This window comes from Ciceribacter sp. L1K22 (assembly GCF_017599385.1).
Lineage (GTDB): Bacteria > Pseudomonadota > Alphaproteobacteria > Rhizobiales > Rhizobiaceae > Allorhizobium.
Map to the genome: position 1 here is coordinate 3,179,230 of NZ_JAGFPK010000001.1, position 24,196 is coordinate 3,203,425.

At 61.1% G+C, this 24,196-nt stretch carries 25 protein-coding genes; 18 read left to right on the plus strand and 7 right to left on the minus strand.

Going from position 1 to position 24,196, the window contains the following annotated elements:
• The first annotated feature begins 72 nt into the window (after window positions 1–72).
• The 4 genes from J5J09_RS15795 to J5J09_RS15810 all read left to right on the plus strand — a co-directional run bounded on the left by J5J09_RS15795 (window position 73) and on the right by J5J09_RS15810 (window position 2,977).
• Window positions 73–996: an ATP-grasp fold amidoligase family protein gene (locus J5J09_RS15795; protein WP_246745856.1), complete on the plus strand. Its 924-nt coding sequence runs from the start codon at window positions 73–75 to the stop codon at window positions 994–996.
• A gap of 7 nt (window positions 997–1,003) precedes the next feature.
• Window positions 1,004–2,113 (plus strand): glycosyltransferase, encoded by a 1,110-nt coding sequence (locus tag J5J09_RS15800; RefSeq protein ID WP_208552097.1) that lies wholly within the window; start codon window positions 1,004–1,006, stop codon window positions 2,111–2,113.
• A gap of 100 nt (window positions 2,114–2,213) precedes the next feature.
• On the plus strand, window positions 2,214–2,603 hold the full coding sequence (locus J5J09_RS15805) for a group II truncated hemoglobin (protein WP_208552099.1): 390 nt from the start codon (window positions 2,214–2,216) through the stop codon (window positions 2,601–2,603).
• 5 nt (window positions 2,604–2,608) lie between these two features.
• Window positions 2,609–2,977 carry a DUF423 domain-containing protein gene (locus J5J09_RS15810; protein WP_208552101.1) on the plus strand — a complete coding sequence of 123 codons (369 nt, stop codon included), beginning with the start codon at window positions 2,609–2,611 and terminating at the stop codon, window positions 2,975–2,977.
• 73 nt (window positions 2,978–3,050) lie between these two features.
• Here the strand turns inward: J5J09_RS15810 and J5J09_RS15815 are convergent, their stop codons facing one another.
• The 4 genes from J5J09_RS15815 to pobA all read right to left on the minus strand — a co-directional run bounded on the left by J5J09_RS15815 (window position 3,051) and on the right by pobA (window position 5,473).
• The gene (locus J5J09_RS15815; protein ID WP_208552102.1) at window positions 3,051–3,434 is read right to left on the minus strand and encodes a VOC family protein; all 384 of its coding nucleotides are present in this window, start codon (window positions 3,432–3,434) and stop codon (window positions 3,051–3,053) included.
• A gap of 45 nt (window positions 3,435–3,479) precedes the next feature.
• Window positions 3,480–3,737, minus strand: a complete 258-nt coding sequence (locus J5J09_RS15820; RefSeq protein ID WP_208552103.1) for a hypothetical protein — start codon at window positions 3,735–3,737, stop codon at window positions 3,480–3,482.
• Window positions 3,730–4,131: a DUF2325 domain-containing protein gene (locus tag J5J09_RS15825; protein WP_208552104.1), complete on the minus strand. Its 402-nt coding sequence runs from the start codon at window positions 4,129–4,131 to the stop codon at window positions 3,730–3,732. The genes J5J09_RS15820 and J5J09_RS15825 overlap by 8 nt, the downstream gene beginning before the upstream one ends.
• Before the next feature lie 172 nt (window positions 4,132–4,303).
• On the minus strand, window positions 4,304–5,473 hold the full coding sequence (gene pobA, locus J5J09_RS15830; RefSeq protein ID WP_208552105.1) for a 4-hydroxybenzoate 3-monooxygenase: 1,170 nt from the start codon (window positions 5,471–5,473) through the stop codon (window positions 4,304–4,306).
• Window positions 5,474–5,583: 110 nt separating this feature from the next.
• Between pobA and J5J09_RS15835 the strand changes: the two genes are divergently transcribed.
• The 4 genes from J5J09_RS15835 (at window position 5,584) to J5J09_RS15850 (ending at window position 12,151) form a co-directional block, all read left to right on the plus strand.
• Window positions 5,584–6,453 (plus strand): helix-turn-helix domain-containing protein, encoded by an 870-nt coding sequence (locus J5J09_RS15835; protein ID WP_208552107.1) that lies wholly within the window; start codon window positions 5,584–5,586, stop codon window positions 6,451–6,453.
• 127 nt (window positions 6,454–6,580) lie between these two features.
• A complete protein-coding gene (locus J5J09_RS15840; RefSeq protein ID WP_208552110.1) occupies window positions 6,581–7,942 on the plus strand; it encodes an NAD(P)-dependent oxidoreductase in 1,362 nt (453 codons plus the stop codon).
• 17 nt (window positions 7,943–7,959) lie between these two features.
• Window positions 7,960–9,273, plus strand: a complete 1,314-nt coding sequence (gene preA / locus J5J09_RS15845) for an NAD-dependent dihydropyrimidine dehydrogenase subunit PreA (protein WP_208552113.1) — start codon at window positions 7,960–7,962, stop codon at window positions 9,271–9,273.
• 187 nt (window positions 9,274–9,460) lie between these two features.
• Window positions 9,461–12,151 (plus strand): EAL domain-containing protein, encoded by a 2,691-nt coding sequence (locus J5J09_RS15850; RefSeq protein WP_208552116.1) that lies wholly within the window; start codon window positions 9,461–9,463, stop codon window positions 12,149–12,151.
• Between the two features lie 30 nt (window positions 12,152–12,181).
• Here the strand turns inward: J5J09_RS15850 and J5J09_RS15855 are convergent, their stop codons facing one another.
• On the minus strand, window positions 12,182–12,823 hold the full coding sequence (locus J5J09_RS15855; RefSeq protein WP_208552126.1) for an exopolysaccharide biosynthesis protein: 642 nt from the start codon (window positions 12,821–12,823) through the stop codon (window positions 12,182–12,184).
• Window positions 12,824–12,944: 121 nt separating this feature from the next.
• On the opposite strand from J5J09_RS15855, the gene J5J09_RS15860 reads away from it, so the two are divergent.
• Window positions 12,945–13,883 carry a DMT family transporter gene (locus J5J09_RS15860; RefSeq protein WP_208552130.1) on the plus strand — a complete coding sequence of 313 codons (939 nt, stop codon included), beginning with the start codon at window positions 12,945–12,947 and terminating at the stop codon, window positions 13,881–13,883.
• A 10-nt stretch (window positions 13,884–13,893) separates the two neighbouring features.
• Here the strand turns inward: J5J09_RS15860 and J5J09_RS15865 are convergent, their stop codons facing one another.
• Window positions 13,894–14,541 (minus strand): TetR family transcriptional regulator C-terminal domain-containing protein, encoded by a 648-nt coding sequence (locus J5J09_RS15865; protein ID WP_208552132.1) that lies wholly within the window; start codon window positions 14,539–14,541, stop codon window positions 13,894–13,896.
• A gap of 304 nt (window positions 14,542–14,845) precedes the next feature.
• On the opposite strand from J5J09_RS15865, the gene J5J09_RS15870 reads away from it, so the two are divergent.
• From J5J09_RS15870 to hydA, 3 genes are all read left to right on the plus strand, one after another.
• Window positions 14,846–16,099 (plus strand): Zn-dependent hydrolase, encoded by a 1,254-nt coding sequence (locus tag J5J09_RS15870; protein ID WP_208552133.1) that lies wholly within the window; start codon window positions 14,846–14,848, stop codon window positions 16,097–16,099.
• Window positions 16,100–16,140: 41 nt separating this feature from the next.
• Window positions 16,141–16,512, plus strand: coding sequence for a hypothetical protein (locus J5J09_RS15875; RefSeq protein ID WP_208552134.1), 372 nt, complete (start codon window positions 16,141–16,143; stop codon window positions 16,510–16,512).
• Window positions 16,513–16,581: 69 nt separating this feature from the next.
• Entirely contained in the window at window positions 16,582–18,036 is a 1,455-nt protein-coding gene (gene hydA, locus J5J09_RS15880; protein ID WP_208552138.1) for a dihydropyrimidinase, read from the plus strand.
• Window positions 18,037–18,071: 35 nt separating this feature from the next.
• On the opposite strand, the gene J5J09_RS15885 is transcribed toward hydA, so the two are convergent.
• Window positions 18,072–18,485 carry a cupin domain-containing protein gene (locus J5J09_RS15885; RefSeq protein WP_208552144.1) on the minus strand — a complete coding sequence of 138 codons (414 nt, stop codon included), beginning with the start codon at window positions 18,483–18,485 and terminating at the stop codon, window positions 18,072–18,074.
• Window positions 18,486–18,609: 124 nt separating this feature from the next.
• Here J5J09_RS15885 and J5J09_RS15890 point away from each other — a divergent pair, with 124 nt between their 5' ends.
• The 6 genes from J5J09_RS15890 (at window position 18,610) to J5J09_RS15915 (ending at window position 24,184) form a co-directional block, all read left to right on the plus strand.
• The gene (locus J5J09_RS15890) at window positions 18,610–19,401 is read left to right on the plus strand and encodes an ABC transporter ATP-binding protein (protein ID WP_208552145.1); all 792 of its coding nucleotides are present in this window, start codon (window positions 18,610–18,612) and stop codon (window positions 19,399–19,401) included.
• A 174-nt stretch (window positions 19,402–19,575) separates the two neighbouring features.
• Complete coding sequence (locus J5J09_RS15895; protein ID WP_208552146.1) at window positions 19,576–19,914, plus strand: hypothetical protein; 339 nt, start codon at window positions 19,576–19,578, stop codon at window positions 19,912–19,914.
• Window positions 19,914–20,801 (plus strand): ABC transporter permease, encoded by an 888-nt coding sequence (locus J5J09_RS15900; RefSeq protein WP_208552147.1) that lies wholly within the window; start codon window positions 19,914–19,916, stop codon window positions 20,799–20,801. The genes J5J09_RS15895 and J5J09_RS15900 overlap by 1 nt, the downstream gene beginning before the upstream one ends.
• The gene (locus J5J09_RS15905; RefSeq protein ID WP_208552148.1) at window positions 20,798–21,664 is read left to right on the plus strand and encodes an ABC transporter permease; all 867 of its coding nucleotides are present in this window, start codon (window positions 20,798–20,800) and stop codon (window positions 21,662–21,664) included. Before J5J09_RS15900 ends, J5J09_RS15905 begins: the two co-directional genes overlap by 4 nt.
• A 22-nt stretch (window positions 21,665–21,686) precedes the next feature.
• Window positions 21,687–22,679, plus strand: coding sequence for an ABC transporter substrate-binding protein (locus J5J09_RS15910; RefSeq protein WP_208552149.1), 993 nt, complete (start codon window positions 21,687–21,689; stop codon window positions 22,677–22,679).
• A 323-nt stretch (window positions 22,680–23,002) separates the two neighbouring features.
• Window positions 23,003–24,184, plus strand: a complete 1,182-nt coding sequence (locus J5J09_RS15915) for an efflux RND transporter periplasmic adaptor subunit (protein ID WP_208552151.1) — start codon at window positions 23,003–23,005, stop codon at window positions 24,182–24,184.
• The last annotated feature ends 12 nt before the right edge of the window (window positions 24,185–24,196 follow it).

Sequence of the window (24,196 nt, forward strand, 5' to 3'; positions counted from 1 at the left end):
ACTTAACCGGGGCTTAATGATGCGACGTTAGCGTGGAAGATGCGGACTGACATAGTTCGCGAAGGATCCCCGATGCCCGACATTTCCCTTTCCTCGCATCACGAAAGCTGGCTGAAAACAAAGCTGCAGCATCTGTTCTGGCGCCTGATTTCAAGGTTGCCGGACCGGCCTTATCTGCGCTGGAAATACTTCTCTATGGCCGGGCGCTTCCCTGATCTCGATCGTCCGACGCTGTTCAGCGAGAAGGTCCAGGTCCGCAAACTTTACGACCGAAACCCGCTTTACCCCGTGATGGTCGACAAGCATGGCGCTAAAAAACTGATCGCGGATCGAGTGGGTGAGCGCTACGTCGTTCCAACATATTGGGCGGGCGAGGATTTGACGACGGTCGACTGGTCGAACGTGCCCTTGCCAGCGGTCGTCAAACCCACACATGCGTCCGGATGCGGCGCCTTCCTTCACCGGCAGGCGGATATTGACGCGCTTTTATCCGCGAATCCCACCGGGGAATGGCTGAATCTCAAGTACCACCGCATCAATCGCGAGTGGGCCTACGGCCAGTTCAAGCCGCTGATCATCATCGAGAAAATGTTGGTCGAGCACGGGGATGCCCCGGACGATTTCCGATTCTTCGTGTTTAACGGTCAAATTTCCCATATTGAAGTCCGGCTTCGACGCGGCGGCGAAGGCTACGAGTGCAACTATACGCCCGATTGGCAACGAATGGAGTTCGACACCGGCTACTACCGGTCCTACCCTGCACTGTCCAAACCGGATCAGTTGCCGGAGATGATCGAGGTAGTGAAAGGGATTGCCGCCGATAGCGACTTCATGCGTGTCGACCTCTACATTTGCGAAGGGCGCATCTATGTCGGCGAACTGACGCTCTATCCGGGTGGCGGTTTCAAGGGTTGCGTTGCCGACGAATATGACGCGATGCTGGGTGCGAAATGGAAGCAGACGCTCACGCCGGCGCACGGATCGGCCGAGACATGACGAACCGATGAAATTCCTGTTCCTCTCGACGCACGCGTTTCTGCCGACGACACGCAAGACCAGTGTGCATTTCGTCTCGGAGGCGCTTGCCGAGCGGGGGCATGATGTCTCGACGATCAGCGTCGGCTACAGCCGCCTCACCGCCCTCAAGAAGCCGGAACTGCACGCGCAACTCTCGGCCGATCAGAAAAACCGCTTCGTCGAAAGCCGCCCGCGATATCGATCGGCCTGCTACCTGCCGCCGCTCCATCCGTTCAGTTCCGGCAACGCCCATATCAACAGGCTGACCGCCCTATTTTTCCCGCTCTATGGCAACCTGTTGCCGGGCTTCTTCCGTGAAGCGATCCGCGACGCGGATGTCGTGGCGATCGAGTCCGGCACGGCGATCGCCTTCTTCGATGCCGTCCGCCGCTTCAATCCCCGCGCCCGCACGCTTTACTTCAACCGGGATCGGCTGGATACGGTGGGCGCGTCGACCTATCTCCAGGCCCTGGAACAGCGCGTGTCGCCGCAATTTGATCGTGTTATCGTTCCGTCTCCGAAGATGGCTGAACACCTGCCGCCGAAAAGCCGCGTCGTCTATATCCCGCAGGGCATCGACAAGGCTGGCTTCGACGCATGCGATACCTCACCCTTCGCGGCGGGAACGAAAAACGCCGTGTCCGTCGGAAATATGCTCTTCGATCGCGAAGCGGTCGTGGCGATGGCGTCGAGCAGTCCGAATGTGACCTTCCATTTCTTTGGCGCGGGAATACCCGAGGATCTGCCGGCGAACGCGGTGGTCTACGGCGAAAAGCCGTTCCTGGACATAATACCGTTCATCAAGTTCGCAAATTTCGGGATTGCCCCCTACCGGCTCAGCGAGCGCGAGCTCTACCTCGCCCAGTCCAGCCTGAAGCTGCAGCAATACAGCTATTGCCTTCTGCCAATCATGGTACCGAACCTGCTGGAGGGTAGCCGCGCCAATCTGGTTTGCTACGGCCAGCATGGCGAGCCCGACTGGACGGGCAAGGTGGCAAGGGCCGCTTCCATGCCGCATGAGGAGAACTGGCGAGACGGCATTCTGACCTGGGCAGAAGTGGCCGGCCGCATCGAAGAGGAAATCGCCGCTCTCTGAGGCGGGCGGGCCGTCCATTTGTCGCACCACCCGCGATGACGACGCGCTTGCGCGGCGAGAGCTGTCGGGGCAAAAACGCGTCAGTTGCGAAAGGACGACCGTGACACAAGAGACGATCACCCTCTATGAGGCCATAGGCGGCGACGATACCGTGAAGGCGCTGACCCGGCGGTTCTACGAGCTGATGGACACGCTTCCCGAGGCAGCAAGGTGCCGGGCCATTCATCCTTCGAACCTCGCGGAAAGCGAGGAGAAACTCTACGAGTATCTGAGCGGCTATCTCGGTGGCCCGTCTCTCTACATCGAAAAACGCGGGCATCCTATGCTGCGCCGTCGCCATTTCGTCGCTGAGATCGGAGCCGAAGAACGCGATGAGTGGCTGCTCTGCTTCCGTCGCGCCATGGACGACACGATCGCCAACGAAAAACTCCGCGACATCATCTGGGAGCCGGTCGAACGGCTTGCGCACCACATGCAGAACAAGGAGTGAGCCACATGGATCTGCCGGAACGCCTGAGTCCATTGGTTGGCGTGCTCGCCGGGCTGATCGGCATGGCCGGGGTAGGCCTTGCCGCCGCCGCAACCCATGCAGGAGGTGTCCTGCTCGGACCGGCATCGGCCATGTGCCTTGCCCATGCGCCAGCCATGCTCGCACTGTTCGCGGCGCAACGTCTGCTGCGCACGGCAACTGTTGCGGCGCTGGTGATGGGGCTTGGATGTTGCCTCTTCGCGGGCGACCTGACGCTCAAGCAGTTCTATGGCGTCGGCATTTTTCCAATGGCAGCACCCATTGGCGGCATGACGATGATGGCCGGATGGCTGCTCGCCGGCGTAGGCGCTCTCATCCGCCAGCCGAAACGCTGAGATCGACCAGCAAACACGGTCCGCGGTCGCCGTTTTCGAGACGATCCGCTTAACCGGGATCGGCGGGCCGCGTTCAGAGGCTGCCGGTCTCGCGCTGACCGAACATCAAGAGGTTGCCGTGCGGGTCGCGGACATAGAACCGTGCGATGCCGCCATCGTCTTCGGCTGTGCGCATCACACCATCGATGCCACGTGCAACAAGTTCCTCATAGAGACTTGAAACGGAATTGCAGCGGATGAAAACGGAGCTGTTGCTGGACATCAGCGGATCCTCACACTGCCAAAACTGCAATTCCATGCGACCACGCCGAAACACGATGTAGTCTTCACAGGCGACCGGCTTCTGTTCGAAGCCGAGCGCATTGACGTAGAAGTCGCGGGTCTGCGAGAAATTCAGCGAGGGGAGGATCGGCATGACGTCGACTTCGCTGAAATCGGCCCGGCTCATCTCGTTCATGTGAACGTTCCTTGATGATCCCTGCTCCGCCGAAGTGCGACCGGATCAGCCGTTCTTCCTCTCGGCATTGCGTTGCCAGCGGGGCGCAGGAAAATTGATGACTACTGCGTCACCCGAGGGCGACCAGCGAGACATGGGCGCATTGGGTCGCTCATGCAAGCCCGGCAGTTTCACAATCTCGGCACTGTGTTGCAAGTTTGTGTCAGCAGCGGCAAGCCGCTCGAGAAGCTCCGGTATAAGTCCGTCCCCGTTCTGCTGTGCCAGCTTGTGCAGTCCGGTCATAAAATGCTTCTCGTCACTCATTGTTCGCACCTCGGTCATTCAGGGTCTGCAGCGCTCGCTCCAGACTGGATTTGCTGCCATTGCGGAGCGGTATGAAGGTCTTTCCGAACTTCTTGCAGCCGGACTTAACCCTCAGACACGCATCGTGGCTGATACAGTCGATAGGGCAGAACACGCAGTCGACCGATGGCAGCACGGTGTCGATACGCGATACCGCCTCCCTCAAACCCCCGTCGTGGTGAATGAGTTCCGCCCCGTGATTGCTTGCAATCTGGCGAAGGTGCGCGACCTGGCAGTCCCGGCCGCCGACATAGAGGAAGCTGCGGATTGTCCGCGACGTCGGTTCGTTGACCGCTACATCCTCCGTCCTGCCCGCAAGCTTCTGCGCCGCCTGCTTCTTACCCTTCTTCGCCATGAATGCTCCCGATGCTGGCCACACGATCACGGCAATCGCCGATCCTCACGAGTCGGGACCATAATAAACTTGATTTTTCGAGTAAAGATTAAACATGACTTTTCAGGTCATATTTTCACGTCACAACGCCGGCCCGTTCAAGGACCGGCGTTGCCGAGATGAATTTCCATGATCAATAAGGAAGACCGACATAGTTTTCGGCCATGGCCGTTTGCGCCGGTACCGAAGAAGCGAGGTAGTCCAGTTCAGCCTCCTGGACCTTTTGACCGAACTCTCCATCGTCGGGAAAGCGGTGCATCAGCATCGTCATAGACCAGGAGAACCGCTCCGCCTTCCAGATCCGCCGCAGCGCCCGCGCGGAATAGGCATCAATTCCGGCCTTCGATTTCTCGCCGTAGAACTCCTCAAGGCCGGCAAACAGGTAATGGACGTCCGAGGCGGCGAGGTTCAACCCCTTGGCCCCGGTCGGCGGCACGATATGACCGGCGTCGCCGACCAGGAACAGCCGCCCGAAGCGCAGCGGTTCGGCGACGAACGACCTGAGCGGCGCGATGGACTTTTCGATCGACGGACCTGTTACCATGCTCTGCGCCACATCCTCCGGAACCCGTCTGCGGATCTCATCCCAGAAGGCGTCGTCGGACCATTCCTCCACCTTGTCCGTCAGCGGCACCTGTACGTAGTAACGGCTGCGGGTCGGAGACCGCTGTGAGCAGAGCGCAAAGCCACGCGCATGGTTTGCATAGATCAGTTCATGATGAACGGGTGGAACGTCGGCGAGCACGCCCAGCCAGCCGAAGGGATAGACCTTTTCGTAGGTTTGCAGCCCCTTTCCCTGGACGGCGGAACGAGACGGTCCATGATAGCCGTCGCAGCCGGCGATGAAGTCGCAGTCGATACGATGCGTCACGCCGTCCCTTTCGTAGGTCACATAGGGCTTTTCGCCGTCGAATTCGTGCGGGGTGACGTTCCCGGCGTTGTAGATCGTCTTCGCGCCGCTTTGCTCACGGTGATCCATGAGGTCCCGTGTCAACTCGGTCTGGCCGTAAACCATGACCGAGGTGCCGGTGAGTTCCTTCAGCGCAATCCGGTGCCGCCGACCCGAAAACGACAGGCTGAACCCGTCGTGCAGGAGACCCTCCCGGTGCATCCGCTCCCCGGCACCGATCCTGTCCATGAGTCCGATCGCGCCGACCTCCAGCACCCCTGCCCTGATCCGGCCCAGGATATAGTCTCGATCGACCCGGTCGATAATGATGTTGTCGATGCCGGACTTGGACAACAGCGCGCCGAGCATAAGACCAGACGGCCCGGAGCCGATGATGACGACCTGAGTACGCATGCGAAATCCTCCCAATTTCATGACGAATGATAAGAGAAGCCGCATGGCGAACAATGGAGGATTCAGCCACAGACTTGGACAAATCAAACATGGCGAGATAAACTGAGGTCATGCGCAATGTGCCCACCTACAACCTCTATGGGGAAAACAGCGACGGCAGGCCGGAGTTCTGGCTGCACGCGGAATCGATCGCCAGCCGCAGCAGCCTCCACCGGTGGGAGATAAAGCCACACCGGCACGGCTCGTTGTTCCAGATCCTGCACATCCGCGCCGGAACGGGAGAGGTTCTGTTCGACAACCGCTGGCGTCCGCTGGCGGCACCGTGCGTGGTGGTCGTCCCGGAAAAGCACGAACATGGCTTCCGTTTCTCGCGAGATATAGACGGCGCCGTAATGACCATGGTCACCGACAGGTTTCCCGCCTGCCGGCCGGGTTATTATGGGAATGACGACTGGCTCGCCGCCCCGCACCACCTGCATGTTCCCGCCGGTCACCCGGACGGCACCTTCCTGATCGCGACGCTGGATCGCATCGAGCGGGAAATCCTGCTCGGGACCGCCGGCCCGGTTGCCCTGATCGAAAGCCTCCTCACGAGCGCCCTGCTCCTCATCCCCCGCATACTGGGTGAAAGCCCCGGAAGCGCCCTCGATCGCGATCGCACCCGCTTCGCCGAACTGGAACGGATGATCCGGGACGGATTTCGAATGCATCTTCCTGTCGAGACCTATGCACGTCGACTCGGCATGACCGCCACCCATCTTAATCGCCTCACCAATGCAGTTGCCGGCAAGCCGGTAAGCCGGCTGATCGACGAGCGGATTATGACCGAAGCCAAGCGCGACCTCGCCTTCACAGCGATCAGCATCAGGCAGATCGCCGAGAGCCTCGGCTTCGATGACCAGGCCTATTTCAGCCGCTTCTTCACCCGTCATGCAGGCGTCTCGCCACGTGCCTGGCGCGATCGGGAACGTGCGGACTGATGCCCGCAGAAACCCCGGCGCCACAGGCAATCTGGTGCGAAAAACTCCAAAATTTTACCGTTTGATAAAATTTTTATCCTGAGTTACCGTGTGTGCAATCGCACCTAAAAAAACAGAGGGAACTCAGATGCGACGACTGGAACCGGGCCTGAAGGCCGGGCGGCTCGATGCTGCCGACTATGCAAGAAATTTTTCCGATCTTCATCCACCCTTGGGTGATCACGAGGCACTGGTTGCATCCGACCGGTGCTACTTCTGTTACGACGCGCCGTGCATGACGGCCTGTCCGACCTCGATCGACATTCCGCTCTTCATCCGGCAGATCTCGACTGGCAATCCGCTGGGTTCGGCGAAGACGATCTTCGACCAGAACATTCTTGGCGGCATGTGCGCCCGCGTCTGTCCGACCGAGCAACTCTGCGAGGAAGTCTGCGTCCGCAATACCGCCGAGGAACGCCCCGTCGAGATCGGCCGTCTTCAGCGCTATGCGACTGACGTGGCGATCGCCGAGGGCCGGCAGTTCTACACGGCAGGCCCCGAAACCGGCAAAAAAGTCGCTGTGGTCGGCGCCGGTCCCGCCGGCCTCGCCTGCGCCCACCGGCTCGCCATGGCCGGCCATTTCGTCACGATCTACGACCATAGGGAGAAAGCCGGCGGTCTGAACGAATACGGCATCGCCGCGTACAAGACGACCAACGACTTTGCCCAGCGGGAAGTCGATTACATCCTGTCGATCGGCAATATCGATGTCGTCAACGGCGAGATGCTGGGGCGGGATTTCACGCTTCCGGATCTGCAGGCAAAGTTCGACGCGGTGTTCCTCGGCGCTGGTCTCGGCAACGTCAACGCGCTGAACATCCCGGGCGCGCAGATCAATGGCGTGGTCGATGCGGTCGAGTTCATCGCGAACCTGCGCGAAGCCAATGACAAGGCCGATGTTCCCGTCGGCCGCGACGTGGTGGTGATCGGCGGCGGGATGACCGCGATCGACGCGGCCGTTCAATGCAAGCTGCTCGGAGCAGAAAACGTCACCATCTGCTATCGCCGCGGCAAGGAACACATGAACGCCTCGGAGTTCGAGCAGGACCTCGCTGCCTCGAAGGGCGTTCACATTCGCCACTGGCTGCAGCCGAAGGAGATCGCCCACCATCACGGACACTGCTCGGCGATCACCTTCGAATACACCCATCTCGAAAACGGGGTGATGAAGGGCACGGGGCATACGGCAGAGATCAAGGCCGACCAGATCCTCGTCGCGATCGGCCAGAAGCTCGATCCGCTCGGCCTGGACAGCCTTCGCCTTGAAGGCGGCAAGATCGCGATCGATGGCGAGGGACGCACCTCCATTGCGGGCGTGTGGGCCGGCGGCGACTGCGCCACCGGCGGCAAGGACCTCACCGTCTCCGCCGTCGCCATGGGCCGCGACGCGGCCAAAAGCATCAACCGCTCTCTCGCCGCATCTGCGGCGGGCGTGACCGCTGTCGCCTAACCGATCGGGAGAGACACATGGCTGATATCAGAAACAATTTCGTCGGCATCAAATCGCCCAATCCCTTCTGGCTCGCCTCGGCACCGCCCACCGATAAGGCCTACAACGTCGAGCGTGCCTTTAAGGCGGGCTGGGGCGGCGTCGTCTGGAAGACGCTGGGCGAGGACGGCCCGCCGGTCGTCAACGTCAACGGACCGCGCTACGGCGCGATCTGGGGCGCAGACCGACGCCTGCTCGGCCTGAACAACATCGAACTCATCACCGACCGCCCCCTGCAGATCAACCTGCAGGAGATGAAGATGGTGAAGAAGAACTGGCCGGACCGGGCGCTGATCGCCTCGATCATGGTGCCATGCGAGGAGAATGCCTGGAAAGCGATCCTGCCTCTCGTCGAGGAGACAGGCGCCGACGGCATCGAGCTCAACTTCGGCTGTCCCCACGGCATGTCCGAACGCGGCATGGGCGCCGCCGTCGGACAGGTGCCGGAATACATCGAGATGGTTGTGCGCTGGTGCAAGCAATATACCCGCATGCCGGTGATAACCAAGCTCACCCCAAACATCACCGACATCCGCAAGCCCGCCCGCGCCGCCAAAGCCGGCGGCACAGACGCAGTGTCGCTGATCAACACGATCAACTCGATCGTTTCCGTCGATCTCGACAATTTCGCACCCAATCCCACGGTCGGCGGCAAGGGCACCCACGGCGGCTATTGCGGCCCGGCGGTCAAGCCGATCGCCCTTAACATGGTGGCAGAGATCGCCCGCGATCCGGAAACCCAAGGCCTGCCGATTTCCGGCATCGGCGGCGTGACCACCTGGCGTGACGCGGCCGAGTTCCTTGTCCTGGGAGCCGGCAACGTCCAGGTCTGCACAGCGGCCATGACGTATGGCTTCAAGATCGTTCAGGAGATGATTACCGGCCTGTCGGACTGGATGGACGCCAAGGGCCACCGGACTCTTGACGACATCACAGGCCGCGCGGTGCCTAACGTCACCGACTGGCAGTACCTGAACCTCAACTACATCGCCAAGGCGCGCATCGACCAGGACGCCTGCATCAAGTGCGGACGCTGTCACATCGCCTGCGAGGACACCTCGCACCAGGCGATCACTAGCATGGTGGATGGAGTGCGAAAGTTCGAGGTCATGGAAGACGAGTGCGTCGGCTGCAATCTCTGCGTCAACGTCTGTCCCGTGGAGAACTGTATCACGATGGTCGGGCTGGAGCCCGGCACGCTCGATCAGCGCACTGGCCGCCCTGTTGACCCTGATTACGCCAACTGGACGACGCATCCCAATAATCCAATGGCCGTTCAGGCCGCCGAATAATAACCTCCCGTCAAAACTGGCCCTCTTCGGAGGGCCTTTTCTTTGCCCGTTTCAGTACGGTCGCGCGCGTTTCCGATTCAGGAAATATTCAACTGTTGCTGCAAATTTAGGCTGCTTGGAGATGCTGTACGCATTTTCAACCCGATTTGAATGACGTTCGCGATACGCAGGGTTACGGGGAGCCGCAATGGCGGGACACGGCGGTCTATCAGCGCGCTGGGCTGAATTGCGTGCAATTCTGCAGTACTATTTTCCTGCGCTCATCGTCATAGCCGCGGTTGCGGTATCGATCGTCTACGCTGACACCCAGAAAAAGTTGGTCCATCTCGACAATACCCGAAATCAGGTTGCCGAGCAGTTGGGGGCGCTGCGCACCAATCTCGAGACCAACATAAACTCCAACGTGCAACTTATCAGGGGTTTCGTCGCCGCGCTGGAGACCGAGCCGAGCATGGACCGCGAGAGATTTTCGGCGCTCGCCGCCCGGATCTTCGACACCACCACACAGCTCCGCTCGCTGGCCGCCGCTCCGGATATGCGTGTCTCCTACGTCTATCCGACGATCGGCAACGAAGGCGTGATGGGCCTCGACTACCGAACCAACGAGATTCAGCGCAAGGGCGCGGAGCGAGCCCGAGACACAGGTCGCTACGTCATCACGGGTCCGCTCGATCTCGTCCAGGGCGGTCGCGGCGTGATCGTCCGCTACCCCGTCGTCTACGAGACGCGGAAGGCTGGCCGCAATTTCTGGGGCATCCTCTCTGCCGTGATCGACATCGAGCGACTCTACGAGGAAAGCGGCCTCAAGAACCCGGATCTGCCGATCGATATCGCCATTTCGACCGAGCTAGAGGATGGTCGACTGGGCAACACCTTCTTTGGAAATGCGACGATCGAGACCGAGCGTCCCGTCAGGATGACGGTGTCCATCGGCGAACTGCGTTGGCGGGTATCCGCCGTCCCGAAGGGTGGCTGGACGGACAGCGCCCCGGACATGTGGCTTTTCCGTGCCTTGATGTTGACCGTTGGGGTGCTGATCATGGCGCCTGTTCTCTGGGTCGCCAGCCTTCTGCGCGAGCGCCACGGCAACATCACCGTGCTGCGGCAGAGGGAAGAAGAGCTTCGGGCGCTGTCCCACCGCCTGGAAATCGCTCTAGAAGCCTCGAAAATCGGTGTCTGGGAACTCGATATCGCCTCCGGTGAACTGAACTGGGATGCGCGGATGCGCTCTCTCTACGGCGTCGAAAACGCGACGGTCGCCGAATACGCCACGTGGCGAAATATCCTGCATCCCGACGACGTCGAGGAAGCGGAGCGACAATTCGCCGAGTCCGTGGCATCCGGACGTGACTACTCGACCGAATTCCGCGTGATCTGCCCGTCCGGCGAAATCCGGCACATCCGCTCCTATGGCACGATGTACCGCGACTCCCGGTTCCGCAAGAAAATGGTCGGCATCAACTGGAACGTCACGGGCGATGTGAAGCTTCAGCAAGCGTTGATCGAAGCCAAGCGCCAGGCTGAAATCCAGAACCAGGAACTGGAGCGCGCCAGACAGCACATGGAGTACAACTCGCTCCACGACGCGCTGACGGACCTGCCCAATCGCCGCTTCCTCGACCAGCGTCTCAAGGAAATGGACGAGACGCCGGGTGTAAAAGGTCGCTACGCCCTCCTGCATATCGACCTAGATCGCTTCAAGGAAATCAACGACACGCTCGGCCATGGTGCCGGCGACGTTATCCTTAGGCACGCTGCGGCGAGGCTTCGGGAGAACATCCGCCGCGGCGACTTCGCAGCGCGTATCGGCGGTGACGAATTCGTCGTGGTCTGCGCGGGAACCGCCACCGAGAGCGACTATACCGAACTCGCCAAGCGCCTGATTGATGCGATCAATGCATCTGTCACCTATCACGGCCACGACTGCCGGGTGGGCGCAAGTATTGGTATAGCCGTCAAGCGCGGTCCGGAAGAGCGGGCCGACCAGTTGCTGGTCAATGCCGATATCGCGCTCTATGACGCGAAGCGGCGCGGCCGCAACCGCGTGGAACACTATACCGAGGCGATGAAGTCACTGGCCGTTGCGACCAAGCAGACGGCCGACGCCATTCTCAAGTCTGTGGAGCAGAACGGCTTCATTGCCTATTATCAGCCCCAGTTCGACGCCAGCACGCTGGCCATCTGCGGTGTCGAGGCACTCGCCCGCTGGGATCATCCAGAGCGCGGACTGCTGGGTCCCGCAACATTCCTTGCCGCCGCCGAGGACCTGAACGTCGTCTCGCAGATCGACGCGGCAATCCTCGACCAGACGCTCTTCCAGGCCACCCGCTGGGAAGCCAACGGTCTTGTCATCCCCAAGGTGTCCGTCAACATCTCGGCCCAGCGCCTGTTTGACGAAGGCCTGCTTGAGCATCTCGAACGCATCAATATCCCGAAAGGGCGCGTGTCGTTCGAACTCCTGGAATCGATCTCCTTCGACGACAAGAACGAAGCGGCGATCGTCGCGATCGAAAGGATTCGCCAGCACGGCATCGACATCGAAATAGACGACTTCGGCACCGGTTACGCTTCAATCCTCAGCCTGCTGAAGCTCTCGCCTCGCCGGCTCAAGATCGACCGCCAACTGACCCGTCCGGTGATCGAGTCGGAGGCCCAGCGGCGTCTGATCGGTTCGATCGTCGAGATCGGCCGGTCGTTGTCGATAGACATCGTCGCCGAAGGCGTGGAAACGATGGAGCACGCGACCATCCTTCGCGAACTCGGCTGCCAGACGCTCCAGGGATATGCGCTCGCACGGCCGATGTCGGCGAACGACTTCATGGAGTTCGCGCTCGACTACCAGAAGACCATGAAACCGCCGATCAAATCTGTCGGCTGACCACACTCTCGGATTTGCGGCGACATGGGCTTAGCCGCCGAGCACGCCAAAGCTTTGCGTGGCTGCGAATGCGCCGTAGGCCAGTCCGCCGAAATAGAGCACTGTCAACACCACCAGCAGGTATCCCGCCGCCACCACGGCGCCGTCGCGCTGCGAGATGCCCGCCGATAGCAGCAGGATCGCGACACCTGGCAAGGTGTTGGAGAACGGAATGAAACTCAACGGCATCATCAACAGAAAGCCGGAGAAAGTCAGGACGAGACCGTTGACACGATTGACGGGCGTGCCAGTCGTCAGCACGGAAAGGCGCGGCTTGATATAGCCGTCCATGCGACGCAGCACGCCGACGCCGCGCTCTAGCACCGGAACAAGCTTCTTGCTGTCGAGACGCCGGTCGGCCAATCGTTCGGGCAGCCAGGGCATCTGGTTGAGCGTGATCGCAATACCGATCAGGACGATGCCGGCGCCGAACACGGTTGAGACGCCTGGGATGGAGACCGGGAAAAGAAAGGGCAACGACAGCAACCCGCAGAGCAGCAAGAGGCCGCTCTCCCCCATCTCGCTGAGAATTTCCCGCAAGGTGACGTCCTCGCCGTGCATGGACGCGATGACGTCTTGAAGGACGTCGCTGGTCTTCTTCTCGGTGTCTTGAAAACCGATCGTCGTTGTCATGGGAGCCACATTCGGGTAACAGGCGGGGGAATTCGGCAATGAGAAGCCGACGATGAATCGAGAACGGCTTTGCGGTCAAGCTGGATCGTGGAGACGACGCCGATCGAAACGCAGCACAGAGATGGCCGACCTAACTGAAAGAGCCGCTTCTCCGAACAGCCATGTCATTCATGCCACGGGCCGGGAAAAGCTCCTGGCTCACGGAGCCATGCTGCTTTTCGCTGCACTGATCGCGGGTTCATTCTCATTCGGCGGCATCGCCGCGCAGTCGATGGAGGCGGGCCCCCTGACGCTGTGGCGGTACCTGCTGACCGTCGTCGTCATGGGCGTCATGGCCTTTGGCATCTTCAAGGCGCCGCTCGTTCTGCCAAAGCAGCCGTGGCGCTTTGCGATTCTTGGCGGCCTGATCGCTTTCTATATGCTGACGATGTTCACGGCGCTGGAGTTCACGAGCCCCGTACAGACGGGCGCGGTTTTCACTCTGATGCCGCTTTTGAGCGCCGGATTCGCACTGGTCCTGATCCGCCAGCCGACCCGTCCGGGCGTTCTGGCCGCACTTGTCATCGCCGCCCTTGGAGCCGTCTGGGTGATCTTCAGGGCAGATCTACAGGCCATTCTGTCCTTTGACGTCGGCACCGGCGAAATCATCTACTTCTTCGGCGTGATCGCCCATGCGGCTTATGTGCCGCTGATACGAAAATTCGGGCGCGGCGAAAATCCGGTCGCGTTCGGCTTCTGGGTCACCGTTTACAGCATCCCTTGGCTGCTACCGACCGGCCTGCTGCCGCTGGTCAGGACGGACTTCTCCGCCCTCCCCATCTCGGTCTGGGCGACAGTGGCCTACCTGTCCATCGTGACCACGGCCGTTACCTTCATGCTCCTCCAATATGCCTCGACGCGCCTGCCTGCCGCAAAGGTCCTCGGCTACGGCTATCTAACACCCACCACCGTCATCATCCTCGAGGGCATGATCGGGCACGGCTGGGCGAGCCCCGCTGTTTTCATGGGCGCTCTCGTCACGGCCGGCGGTTTGCTGGTGATGGGGCTATTGAGGGACTGACGGCCGCCGTTCACGTCTGCGGCTGAACCAGCAGGCCGCGGACGAACAGCTCTTCCAGATAACGCGCCGCATCCTCGAACCGGCTTTGCTGCTTTGCCTCCGCACCCAGCACCGCCTGCACCTGCACGTCGAAATCGGCATAGTGCTGTGTGGTCGACCAGATCGAGAATATGAGGTGGTAGGGGTCGCTATCGGCGACCTTTCCCGCCCTGGCCCAGCTGCGGATGACCTCAACCTTCTCGTCCACGAGTTCCTTCAGCGGCCCCCTCAGCACATCGATGATACGAGGCGCACCCTGGAGGATTTCGTTGGCAAAGAGTCGGCTTTCGCGCGGATAGTCTCGCGCCATCTCTAGCTTGCGACGAATATAGGAGCGTATTTCCTCCTCGGGATCACCTGCGGCGTCGAAAGCGCGAAGCGGTTCCAGCCAGTTTTCGAGCACCCTGTCGATCAACGCCCGGTGCATCGCGTCTTTCGTGCGAAAATAGTAGAGCAGATTCGGCTTCGACATACCCGCCACCTCGGCGATCTGGTCGATCGTGGAACCGTGGAAACCGCGAGACGAAAAGACGTCTAATGCCGCCTCCAGGATCAGCTCCTCCTTCTCCTCCTGAATGCGTGTCCGCCGCAAAGTCTTCGCCGCCCTCGGAATTGCCATGAAGCCTCTCGTAAGTGTCAGTTGCCAACCTTTAACCGGTTGATCTTTATCAAGATTACCCTGCATCTTTTTGCGGCAAATGCACGCGATTTCCGCTACGTTTTTTCGAGTTTTTCGTCTTGAGTACGCCGGTGGAAGCTGTAATGTTTACCAGTCGGTCAAATTATCCGGCAGATGCCTTCCGAAGGCAACCGCCGAGATGAAAACCTCCGAAAAGACCATCAAGGCAGCGGAGATGACCAGGGGAACGTAAAGGGAGAGACCACGCGCCGTCTCCCCCGCAAAGACAGGTGAGGATGAAGTCATGGTGGCAGCACCCGGCGAGAACATGCGCATCAACGGCGATCGCCTGTGGGATTCGCTGATGGAGATGGCGAAGATCGGCCCCGGCATTGCTGGCGGCAACAACCGCCAGACTCTGACGGACGAAGACGGTGAAGGCCGTCATCTGTTCAAACGGTGGTGCGACGAAGCCGGAATGACCATGGGTGTCGACAAGATGGGCACGATGTTCATGACCCGGCCCGGTACGGACCCTGATGCCCTGCCCGTCTATGTCGGCTCGCACCTCGACACCCAGCCGACCGGCGGCAAATATGACGGCGTGCTCGGCGTGCTGGCGGCTCTGGAAGTGGTTCGTTCGATGAACGACCTCGGCATCACGACCAAACATCCGATCGTTGTCACCAACTGGGCCAACGAAGAAGGTGCGCGGTTTGCCCCGGCCATGCTGGCCTCCGGCGTCTTCGCCGGCGTGCATTCTCTCGACTACGCGTATGCGCGCAAGGATCCGGACGGCAAGACCTATGGCGAGGAGCTGAAACGTATCGGCTGGCTAGGCGTGGAAGAGGTCGGTGCCCGCAAGATGCACGCCTATTTCGAGTACCACATCGAGCAGGGGCCGATCCTCGAGGCGGAGAAAAAGCAGATCGGCGTCGTCACGCACTGTCAGGGCCTCTGGTGGCTGGAGTTCACCTTGACCGGGAAGGAAGCGCACACCGGGTCCACCCCGATGAGCATGCGCGTCAATGCCGGCCTTGCGATGGCGCGCATCATGGAAATGGTGCAGGCTGTCGCCATGGAAAACCAGCCGGGCGCCGTCGGCGGCGTCGGACAGGTGAAGTTTTCGCCGAATTCAAGAAACGTGCTGCCGGGCACCGTCGTCTTCACGGTCGATATCCGAACACCGGACCTCGACAAGCTCAACCGCATGCGTTCCAAGATCGAGGCGGAAGCGGCAAAGATTTGCGACACGCTCGGCGTTGGATGTTCGGTCGAGGCGGTCGGCCACTTCGACCCGGTGACCTTCGACCCGACGCTCGTCGAGCGGGTGCGAAACGCCGCCGAACGCCTTGGCTACAGCCACATGAATCTCATTTCCGGCGCCGGCCACGACGCCTGTTGGGCCGCCAAGGTCGCACCGTCGACAATGGTCATGTGCCCCTGCGTCGGCGGTCTTTCCCACAACGAGGCCGAGGAAATCTCGAAGGAATGGGCCACCGCCGGTGCCGATGTATTGCTGCATGCCGTGCTGGAAACCGCTGAAATCGTAGCCTAGAGTGAACCCGTCGATGCAACAGCGGAACCCGGGGGATCAAGATGGCAGAGCGAAGCGGACCACGGGCGGCGATCTACCTTCTGCTCCTTCTCCCGTATCTGCTCCTGTGGTGGGTCCGCGATGCCCTGACGGAGAAGGCCACCCTCGTCTTCTGCGACGCTGGGGCCCTGACCGGACTGCGGGACGCGACCGCGACATGCGGCGTGGAGCCGACCACGACGGCCATCGCGGTTTCCGCAGCGATCGTGTTTCTTGCCATCGCAACGCTGCTTTTGCGTTACGCCGGCAACAGACACCGTGCCGGCGAACGCGAACGGCTGCTGCAGGAGAGAAGTGAACTGACGGCCCGCGTCATCCAGCTGGAGACGCGAATGGTCCATAACGCCACCGCCGATGAGGAGATGATCCCCTAGGCGGCCTTACCCGAACGACAAAACGACACGAGGCGAACAACCGCCCGCAAGACGAACAAGGGGAACGACATGAGCACAGTCATCAAGAACGGCACCATCGTGACCGCCGATCTCACTTACAAGGCCGACGTGAAGATCGACGGCGGCGTGATCGTTGAGATCGGCCCCAACCTGTCGGGCGACGACGTCCTGGACGCTACGGGTTGCTACGTGATGCCCGGCGGTATCGACCCTCACGTCCACCTCGAAATGCCGTTCATGGGCACCTATTCGGCCGACGACTTCGAAAGCGGCACGCGCGCCGGCCTTTCCGGCGGCACGACCATGGTCGTCGATTTCTGTCTGCCCGCCCCCGACCAGTCGCTGCTCGAAGCCCTCCAGATGTGGGACAACAAGTCGGGACGAGCGACCGCCGACTATTCATTCCACATGGCAATCACGGGCTGGAACGAGCGCGTCTTCGACGAGATGAAGACTGTCGTGCAGGACAAGGGCATCAACACCTTCAAGCACTTCATGGCCTACAAGGGTGCGCTGATGGTGAACGACGACGAGATGTTCGCCTCGTTCCAGCGGTGCGCCGAGCTTGGCGCCCTGCCGATGGTGCATGCCGAAAACGGCGACGTCGTCGCCTCGATGACGGCAAAGCTGCTCGCTGAAGGCAATAACGGTCCGGAAGCCCATGCCTATTCCCGTCCGCCGGAGGTCGAGGGCGAGGCCACCAACCGCGCCATCATGCTGGCCGACATGGCGGGTGTTCCGCTCTATGTCGTGCACACCTCCTGTGAACAGGCCCATGAAGCCATCCGCCGCGCCCGGCAGAAGGGCATGCGCGTCTATGGCGAGCCGCTGATCCAGCATCTGACGCTCGACGAGAGCGAGTACTTCAACAAGGACTGGGACCATGCCGCCCGCCGCGTCATGTCGCCCCCCTTCCGCAACAAGCAGCACCAGGACTCGCTGTGGGCGGGCCTGCAGTCGGGCTCGCTCTCGGTCGTCGCCACCGACCACTGCGCCTTCACCACCGACCAGAAACGCTTCGGCGTCGGCAACTTCGCCAAAATCCCGAACGGCACGGGCGGACTTGAGGATCGCATGCCGATGCTCTGGACCTATGGTGTGGCGACGGGCCGCCTGACGATGAACGAGTTCGTCGCGGTGACGTCGACCAACATCGCCAAGATCCTCAACGTCTATCCGAAGAAAGGTGCCGTCCTCGTCGGTGCCGATGCGGACCTCGTCGTCTGGGATCCGAAGCGCTCGAAGACGATCTCGGCCAAGTCCCAGCAATCCTCGATTGACTATAATGTCTTCGAGGGCAAGGAAGTCACCGGCCTGCCCCGCTACACGCTGACACGCGGCTATGTCGCGATCGAGGAATCCTCGGTGAAGACCCGCGAGGGCCACGGCCAGTTCGTCAAGCGCGAGCCGTTCACGGCAGTGAACAAGGCGCTGTCGACGTGGAAGGAACTCGTCGCACCGCGCAAGGTGGAGCGCACGGGCATTCCGGCGACGGGTGTGTAATGCTTACAATGTCAGCGGTGCCCGCCAGCCTGACGTCAAATCTGCACCAGCGCGTCCAGCTCCGGCAGCAGGACGACGCTCTCCTGCTCGTTGGGATCGGTGCGCGCGATGATCGCCGAGCAAGGTGCGTTCGACAGGTTGGCCGGCAGATGCGGAACACCGGCCGGGATGTAGAACATCTCGCCGGCGTGCAGGATGATGTGGTTCTCCAGCCGGTCGCCGTACCAGGTATGCGCCTGGCCGGAGAGGCAGTAGATCGCCGTTTCGTGGCTCTCGTGCAGATGCGCCTTGGCGCGCGCGCCGGGCGGCATGGTCAAGAGGTGCATGCAGATGCCCTTCGAGCCGACGGTCTCCGCCGCAATCCCCTCGAAGTAGCTGAGCCCCTGCTTGCCGTCATAGGTATGGCCGGGCTTCACGACCCGGCAGGTGGGTTTCGATGCTAGGTCCATGCGCGTCATCCTCCATGGCGGGATCTCCTCCCGCAAAACCTGATAGGCCGGATCCCGCCGGCGCAGCAATATTATCATCAATCGGGCGTTTCGCCTCAAAAACAAAAACGATCGGCTCCAGGCAATGACTGCTCCAGGCTTCTCCGTCGTGTCCGCCAAGGACCTCTGTCTTACCTTCCAGACCGGCGATGGTCCCGTCCATGCGCTCTCCAATGTCGACCTCGATGTCAGGAAGGGTGATTTCGTCTCCTTCATCGGCCCGTCGGGCTGCGGCAAGACAACGTTTCTGCGCGTGATCGCCGATCTGGAAAAACACACATCCGGCACGATCACAGTCAACGGCATGACGCCGGAAAACGCCCGCAAGGACCGGTCCTATGGCTATGTCTTCCAGGCAGCCGCACTTTATCCATGGCGCACGATCGAGAAGAACATAGCCCTCCCGCTCGAAATCATGGGCTTCACGAAGGAGGAGCAGAAGCGCCGGATCGAGCAGACCCTCGACCTCGTCAATCTCTCCGGTTTCGGCAAGAAGTATCCCTGGCAGCTGTCGGGCGGAATGCAGCAGCGCGCCTCAATCGCCCGCGCGCTGGCCTTCGACGCTGACCTGCTCCTGATGGACGAACCCTTCGGCGCGCTTGACGAGATCGTTCGCGACCACCTGAACGAACAACTCCTGAAGCTCTGGGCCCGCACCAACAAGACGATCTGCTTCGTCACCCACTCAATCCCCGAGGCCGTCTACCTCTCGACCAAGATCGTCGTCATGAGCCCCCGCCCCGGCCGTGTCACCGACATCATCGAGTCGACGTTGCCGAAGGAGCGGCCATTGGAGATTCGCGAGAGCGAGGAATTCCTGAAGATCGCCCACAGGGTACGGGAAGGGCTGAAGGCGGGGCATAGCTATGAGGAGTAGCAATCGATTTTCTACCAAGTTGCCCCTCATCCGCCTGCCGGCACCTTCTCCCCGCTGGCGGGGAGAAGAGACATGGAGCGCCGGCGGTGCCACGAGTCCCTTCTCCCCGTTCCAACGGGGAGAAGGTGGCGGCAGCCGGATGAGGGGCAAAGTTACTTTCCCGGAGCGCCGCCCATGAACCCGGCCTTCCTCCTCTGGCTCGGCGCCGCCATGGTCGTATTTCTCTCTGCGGCCACAGCGTCGCGGGCCTACATCGCCAGCGGCGACAGGCTCTGGGTTCTCCTTCTGTCTCTCGCCCTTTACTGCATCGGCAACCTGATGATGGTGAAGCTGATGCGCGAAGGCGGGCTGGGGCTCGCGATCTCCGCGTCTTCCGTGGCGCAACTCCTGCTGATCAACGTCATCGCCTTCCTCGTCTTCGGCGAACGTCTGTCGGCCACGCAAATGGCGGGCGTCGCGCTCGGCATTGTCTCGATGGCGCTGATGCTCTTCCCGCAGAAGGGAGGCGTCTGATGGGGACAACGTCTTCCTTTGTGCGTGACCGTCTCTTTCCGATCCTGACCGTCATAGCCGTCATCCTGGTGATCTGGCATCTGTTCGTTATCTATCTCAACGCGCCCTTCGTGCGCGACCAGGCGGCCCGTGCCGGCGAGGAGATCTCGTTCGGCCAGATCATGGAACGGACGTTCGCTCAGGAAAGGCCCGTGCTGCCGGCGCCGCACCAGATCATCGCCGAACTCTGGGACACCACGGTCAACAAGGCTGTCACCTCCAAGCGCAGCCTCGTCTACCACGCGTGGATCACGCTCTCCGCCACCCTGCTCGGCTTCGGCATCGGCACCGCGCTCGGTATCCTGCTGGCGATCGGCATCGTCCACAACCGGGCCATGGATCGCTCGCTGATGCCGTGGGTCATCGCCAGCCAGACCATCCCGATCCTCGCCGTCGCGCCGATGATCATCGTCGTCCTGAACGCGATCGGGATTTCCGGCGTGCTGCCGAAGGCATTGATCTCGACTTATCTCTCCTTCTTCCCGATCGTCGTCGGCATGGTGAAGGGCTTGAGAAGTCCTGACATCATCCTGCTGGACCTGATGCACACGTATCACGCCAGCCCCTCGCAGATTTTCTGGAAACTGCGCTGGCCATCATCGATGCCTTATCTTTTCACCTCGCTGAAGGTCGCGATCGCCATTTCGCTCGTCGGAGCCATCGTCGGGGAACTGCCAACCGGCGCCGTCGCGGGCCTCGGCGCCCGGCTGTTGTCCGGGTCGTATTATGGCCAGACGATCCAGATATGGGCCGCGCTTTTCATGGCAGCGGGCCTCGCCGCGATCCTGGTTTCGATCGTCGGGATGGCGCACACCCAGGTTCTCAAGCGCATGGGGGTCAAGCCATGAACGGTTATTTGACCTTTGCCGTCGTCTTCTGGCTGGCCGCTTGGGGGCTGAACGAATGGCTTGTACGACTGCGCCCTGCAGACGCGATGGCGCGTAAGCTCGTCAATGCCGCCGTTCCGCTGATCTTCGGCATCACGCTGCTGGCGATCTGGGAGTGTCTGGTCAAAGGTTTCAACATTCCGTCGATCCTCCTGCCCGCGCCCTCGATGATTTGGGCCCGCCTGACCACCTCGGTTCCAACACTTTGGGCCGACTTCCAGCAGACCTTCCTGAAATCGGTACTGACCGGCTGGGTGCTCGGCTGCGGTCTCGGCTTCATCGTCGCGATCCTCGTGGATCGTTCGCCGTTCCTGCAGAAGGGCTTGCTGCCGATCGGCAATTTCGTTTCCGCTCTCCCGGTCGTCGGCATCGCGCCGATCATGGTCATGTGGTTCGGCTTCGACTGGCAGTCCAAGGTCGCCGTCGTCGTGATCATGACCTTCTTTCCGATGCTGGTGAACACGGTTCAGGGCCTGTCGGCCGCAAGCCATATGGAGCGCGACCTGATGCGGACCTATGCCGCCTCCTGGTGGCAGACGCTCTTGAAGCTGAGGCTGCCTGCCGCATGGCCTTTCATTTTCAATGCACTCAAGATCAATTCGACGCTGGCGTTGATTGGCGCCATCGTCGCGGAGTTTTTCGGCACCCCGATCGTCGGCATGGGGTTCCGGATTTCCACGGAAGTGGGGCGCAGCAATGTCGACATGGTCTGGGCCGAGATCGCGGTTGCCGCGCTCGCCGGCTCGATCTTCTACGGTCTGGTGGCGCTCGCCGAGCGGGCCGTCACCTTCTGGCATCCGTCTGTCCGTGGTGGGCAGGCGTAACAACAAAAAGAGGGAACTGACAATGAAGAACAAAATCGCTTCCATGCTCCTCGCCGGCGCCGTGTCGCTGATGGCGATGCAAGCGGCCGCTGCCGAAAAGGTGACGCTGCAGCTGAAATGGGTCACCCAGGCCCAGTTCGCCGGCTACTACGTCGCCAAGGACAAGGGCTTCTACGAAGAAGAAGGCCTCGACGTCGAAATCAAGCCGGGCGGTCCGGACATCGCTCCGCCGCAGGTTCTGGCCGGTGGCGGCGCCGACGTGATCGTCGACTGGATGCCGTCGGCGCTGGCTACCCGCGAAAAAGGCGTGCCGCTCGTCAACATCGCCCAGCCTTTCAAGTCCTCGGGCATGATGCTGACCTGCCTCAAGGAAACCGGCATCACCAAGCCCGATGACTTCAAGGGCAAGACGCTCGGCGTGTGGTTCTTCGGCAACGAATATCCGTTCCTGTCATGGATGAGCACGCTCGGCATCAAGACCGATGGCTCGCCGGATGGTGTCACCGTGCTGAAGCAAGGCTTCAACGTCGATCCGCTGCTGCAGAAGCAGGCGGCCTGCATCTCGACCATGACATACAACGAGTACTGGCAGGTTATCGACGCCGGCATCAAGCCGGAGGAACTGGTGACCTTCAAGTACGAGGACGAAGGCGTCGCGACGCTGGAAGACGGCCTCTATGTTCTGGAGGACTCCCTGAAGGACGCCGCTTTCAAGGAAAAAATGGTCAAGTTCGTTCGCGCTTCGATGAAGGGCTGGAAATACGCCGAAGAGAACCCGGACGAAGCCGCCGACATCGTGCTTGAAAACGACGCATCGGGCGCTCAGACCGAACAGCACCAGAAGCGGATGATGGGCGAAGTCGCTAAGCTGACCGCCGGTTCGAACGGCGCGCTTGATAAGGCCGACTACGACCGGACCGTCAAGACATTGCTCGGCGGCGGCTCCGACCCGGTCATCACCAAGGAGCCGGAAGGCGCCTACACCATGGACATCACGGACGCTGCCCTGAAATAGGCGTACCGCAATCCCTGAAAAAGTCGGCGTCCGGACCAGTGTCCGGGCGCCTTTTTCTTGCGCCGCAGCAGAGATGCTGACATCGGTTGGCGTCATGTGTTGTAGTTTTTGCACGGAATTGTGTTTTGCGGAGAGGCAACGCGAAAAGTGCGAACCATAGACTTGCAACCGGTAGCCGCGTCACCATCTTGAGTGCCGTAGTGAGGCGGCATGACCGGCGGGTCCAGAGGGCAATTTCGTATCGCATTTGATGTAGGGCGATCCGCGGGCCCGTAACGCACGTAATGACAGTATTCTCGTTCAGACTTTACCGGAAGAGGCTCATGGTTCGCATCCCGATCTCCGCAGCAATAGCGCTGTTCGCTTTGTCCCTGACCGGCTTGCCGGCGGTCTCCCAGGAGGCGGCATCGGAACCTCAACAGAACCTGCCATCGATCGTCGTAAGCGAGGCCACGGTGCGTCCTCTGGTCGATCGCGTTCTCGCGTCGGGCACGATCCGGCCGGTCCAGGAAGTCTTCATACAACCGCTCGTGGAAGGTCTTTCGATCAAGACTCTGAATGTCGATGTCGGAGACCGGGTGAAGGCCGGCGATGTCGTGGCGGAACTCAATCGCGACACCCTCATTCTCCAGAAAAGTCAGCTCGACGCCAGCAAGGCAAAGGCGGAGGCAGCGCTTGCGCAGTATCGCGCGCAGGTGATCGAAGCGGAGGCAAACGCCGACGATGCCGTTCGCCAGCGCGACCGCGCAGTGACTCTTGGGCAAAAGGGCACGATTTCGACATCGCAGGTAGAACAACTGACCGCTGCCGCGGATGCCGCGCAAGCCAGGCTGAATGCCGCCCGACAGGCCGTGGCCGTGGGCGAAGCCGACATCAAGGTCGTCGAAGCGCAACTTGAGGACATCGACCTCAATCTCGGGCGTACCGAGGTCAAGGCACCTGTGGATGGCGTTATATCGGCCCGCGACGCAAAGATCGGCGCGATCGCGAGTGGATCGGCCACACCGCTTTTCACCATGATCCGCAATGGCGAGATCGAACTCGTGGCAGACGTACCGGAAGGCGAAATCGGCCGCATACAGACAGGGATGCCCGCCAAGGTATCCATCGCTGGCACCCGCGACTCCCTGCCTGGCAAGGTGCGCCTGGTTTCGCCGGTCGTCGATCCGACGACACGACTGGGTTCCGTTCATATCCTGGTCGATGAAAGCGCCGGTGCCAAATCGGGCATGTACGCGAGCGCCCAGATCGTCATCGAGGAAGTCACGGCGCTTGCGCTGCCGCAAGCAGCGCTGACGACCGAGCGAGCAGGTACCATTGCTCGCAAGGTCGAAGACAACGTCGTGAAGCAGGTTTCGGTCGAGATCGGCATTCAGGACGAGGGCTTCGTTGAGATCGTGAACGGTCTCGAACCGGGTGATTTGGTGGTTGCGAAGGCGGGTGCCTTCGTGCGTGATGGCGATAGGATCGTGCCGGTTCGCGAACAACCGGCAGCGTCGAACTAACAGGGGACACCT

What these genes read in the sequence shown, in the direction of transcription:
- J5J09_RS15795 (WP_246745856.1), top strand. Translation starts at nt 73, where the DNA reads ATGCCCGACATTTCCCTTTCCTCGCATCACGAAAGCTGGCTGAAAACA.
- J5J09_RS15800 (WP_208552097.1), top strand. Translation starts at nt 1,004, where the DNA reads ATGAAATTCCTGTTCCTCTCGACGCACGCGTTTCTGCCGACGACACGC.
- J5J09_RS15810 (WP_208552101.1), top strand. Translation starts at nt 2,609, where the DNA reads ATGGATCTGCCGGAACGCCTGAGTCCATTGGTTGGCGTGCTCGCCGGG.
- J5J09_RS15815 (WP_208552102.1), bottom strand. Translation starts at nt 3,434, where the DNA reads ATGAACGAGATGAGCCGGGCCGATTTCAGCGAAGTCGACGTCATGCCG.
- J5J09_RS15820 (WP_208552103.1), bottom strand. Translation starts at nt 3,737, where the DNA reads ATGAGTGACGAGAAGCATTTTATGACCGGACTGCACAAGCTGGCACAG.
- J5J09_RS15825 (WP_208552104.1), bottom strand. Translation starts at nt 4,131, where the DNA reads ATGGCGAAGAAGGGTAAGAAGCAGGCGGCGCAGAAGCTTGCGGGCAGG.
- pobA (WP_208552105.1), bottom strand. Translation starts at nt 5,473, where the DNA reads ATGCGTACTCAGGTCGTCATCATCGGCTCCGGGCCGTCTGGTCTTATG.
- J5J09_RS15835 (WP_208552107.1), top strand. Translation starts at nt 5,584, where the DNA reads ATGCGCAATGTGCCCACCTACAACCTCTATGGGGAAAACAGCGACGGC.
- J5J09_RS15840 (WP_208552110.1), top strand. Translation starts at nt 6,581, where the DNA reads ATGCGACGACTGGAACCGGGCCTGAAGGCCGGGCGGCTCGATGCTGCC.
- preA (WP_208552113.1), top strand. Translation starts at nt 7,960, where the DNA reads ATGGCTGATATCAGAAACAATTTCGTCGGCATCAAATCGCCCAATCCC.
- J5J09_RS15850 (WP_208552116.1), top strand. Translation starts at nt 9,461, where the DNA reads ATGGCGGGACACGGCGGTCTATCAGCGCGCTGGGCTGAATTGCGTGCA.
- J5J09_RS15855 (WP_208552126.1), bottom strand. Translation starts at nt 12,823, where the DNA reads ATGACAACGACGATCGGTTTTCAAGACACCGAGAAGAAGACCAGCGAC.
- J5J09_RS15860 (WP_208552130.1), top strand. Translation starts at nt 12,945, where the DNA reads ATGGCCGACCTAACTGAAAGAGCCGCTTCTCCGAACAGCCATGTCATT.
- J5J09_RS15865 (WP_208552132.1), bottom strand. Translation starts at nt 14,541, where the DNA reads ATGGCAATTCCGAGGGCGGCGAAGACTTTGCGGCGGACACGCATTCAG.
- J5J09_RS15870 (WP_208552133.1), top strand. Translation starts at nt 14,846, where the DNA reads ATGGTGGCAGCACCCGGCGAGAACATGCGCATCAACGGCGATCGCCTG.
- J5J09_RS15875 (WP_208552134.1), top strand. Translation starts at nt 16,141, where the DNA reads ATGGCAGAGCGAAGCGGACCACGGGCGGCGATCTACCTTCTGCTCCTT.
- hydA (WP_208552138.1), top strand. Translation starts at nt 16,582, where the DNA reads ATGAGCACAGTCATCAAGAACGGCACCATCGTGACCGCCGATCTCACT.
- J5J09_RS15885 (WP_208552144.1), bottom strand. Translation starts at nt 18,485, where the DNA reads ATGGACCTAGCATCGAAACCCACCTGCCGGGTCGTGAAGCCCGGCCAT.
- J5J09_RS15890 (WP_208552145.1), top strand. Translation starts at nt 18,610, where the DNA reads ATGACTGCTCCAGGCTTCTCCGTCGTGTCCGCCAAGGACCTCTGTCTT.
- J5J09_RS15895 (WP_208552146.1), top strand. Translation starts at nt 19,576, where the DNA reads ATGAACCCGGCCTTCCTCCTCTGGCTCGGCGCCGCCATGGTCGTATTT.
- J5J09_RS15900 (WP_208552147.1), top strand. Translation starts at nt 19,914, where the DNA reads ATGGGGACAACGTCTTCCTTTGTGCGTGACCGTCTCTTTCCGATCCTG.
- J5J09_RS15905 (WP_208552148.1), top strand. Translation starts at nt 20,798, where the DNA reads ATGAACGGTTATTTGACCTTTGCCGTCGTCTTCTGGCTGGCCGCTTGG.
- J5J09_RS15910 (WP_208552149.1), top strand. Translation starts at nt 21,687, where the DNA reads ATGAAGAACAAAATCGCTTCCATGCTCCTCGCCGGCGCCGTGTCGCTG.
- J5J09_RS15915 (WP_208552151.1), top strand. Translation starts at nt 23,003, where the DNA reads ATGGTTCGCATCCCGATCTCCGCAGCAATAGCGCTGTTCGCTTTGTCC.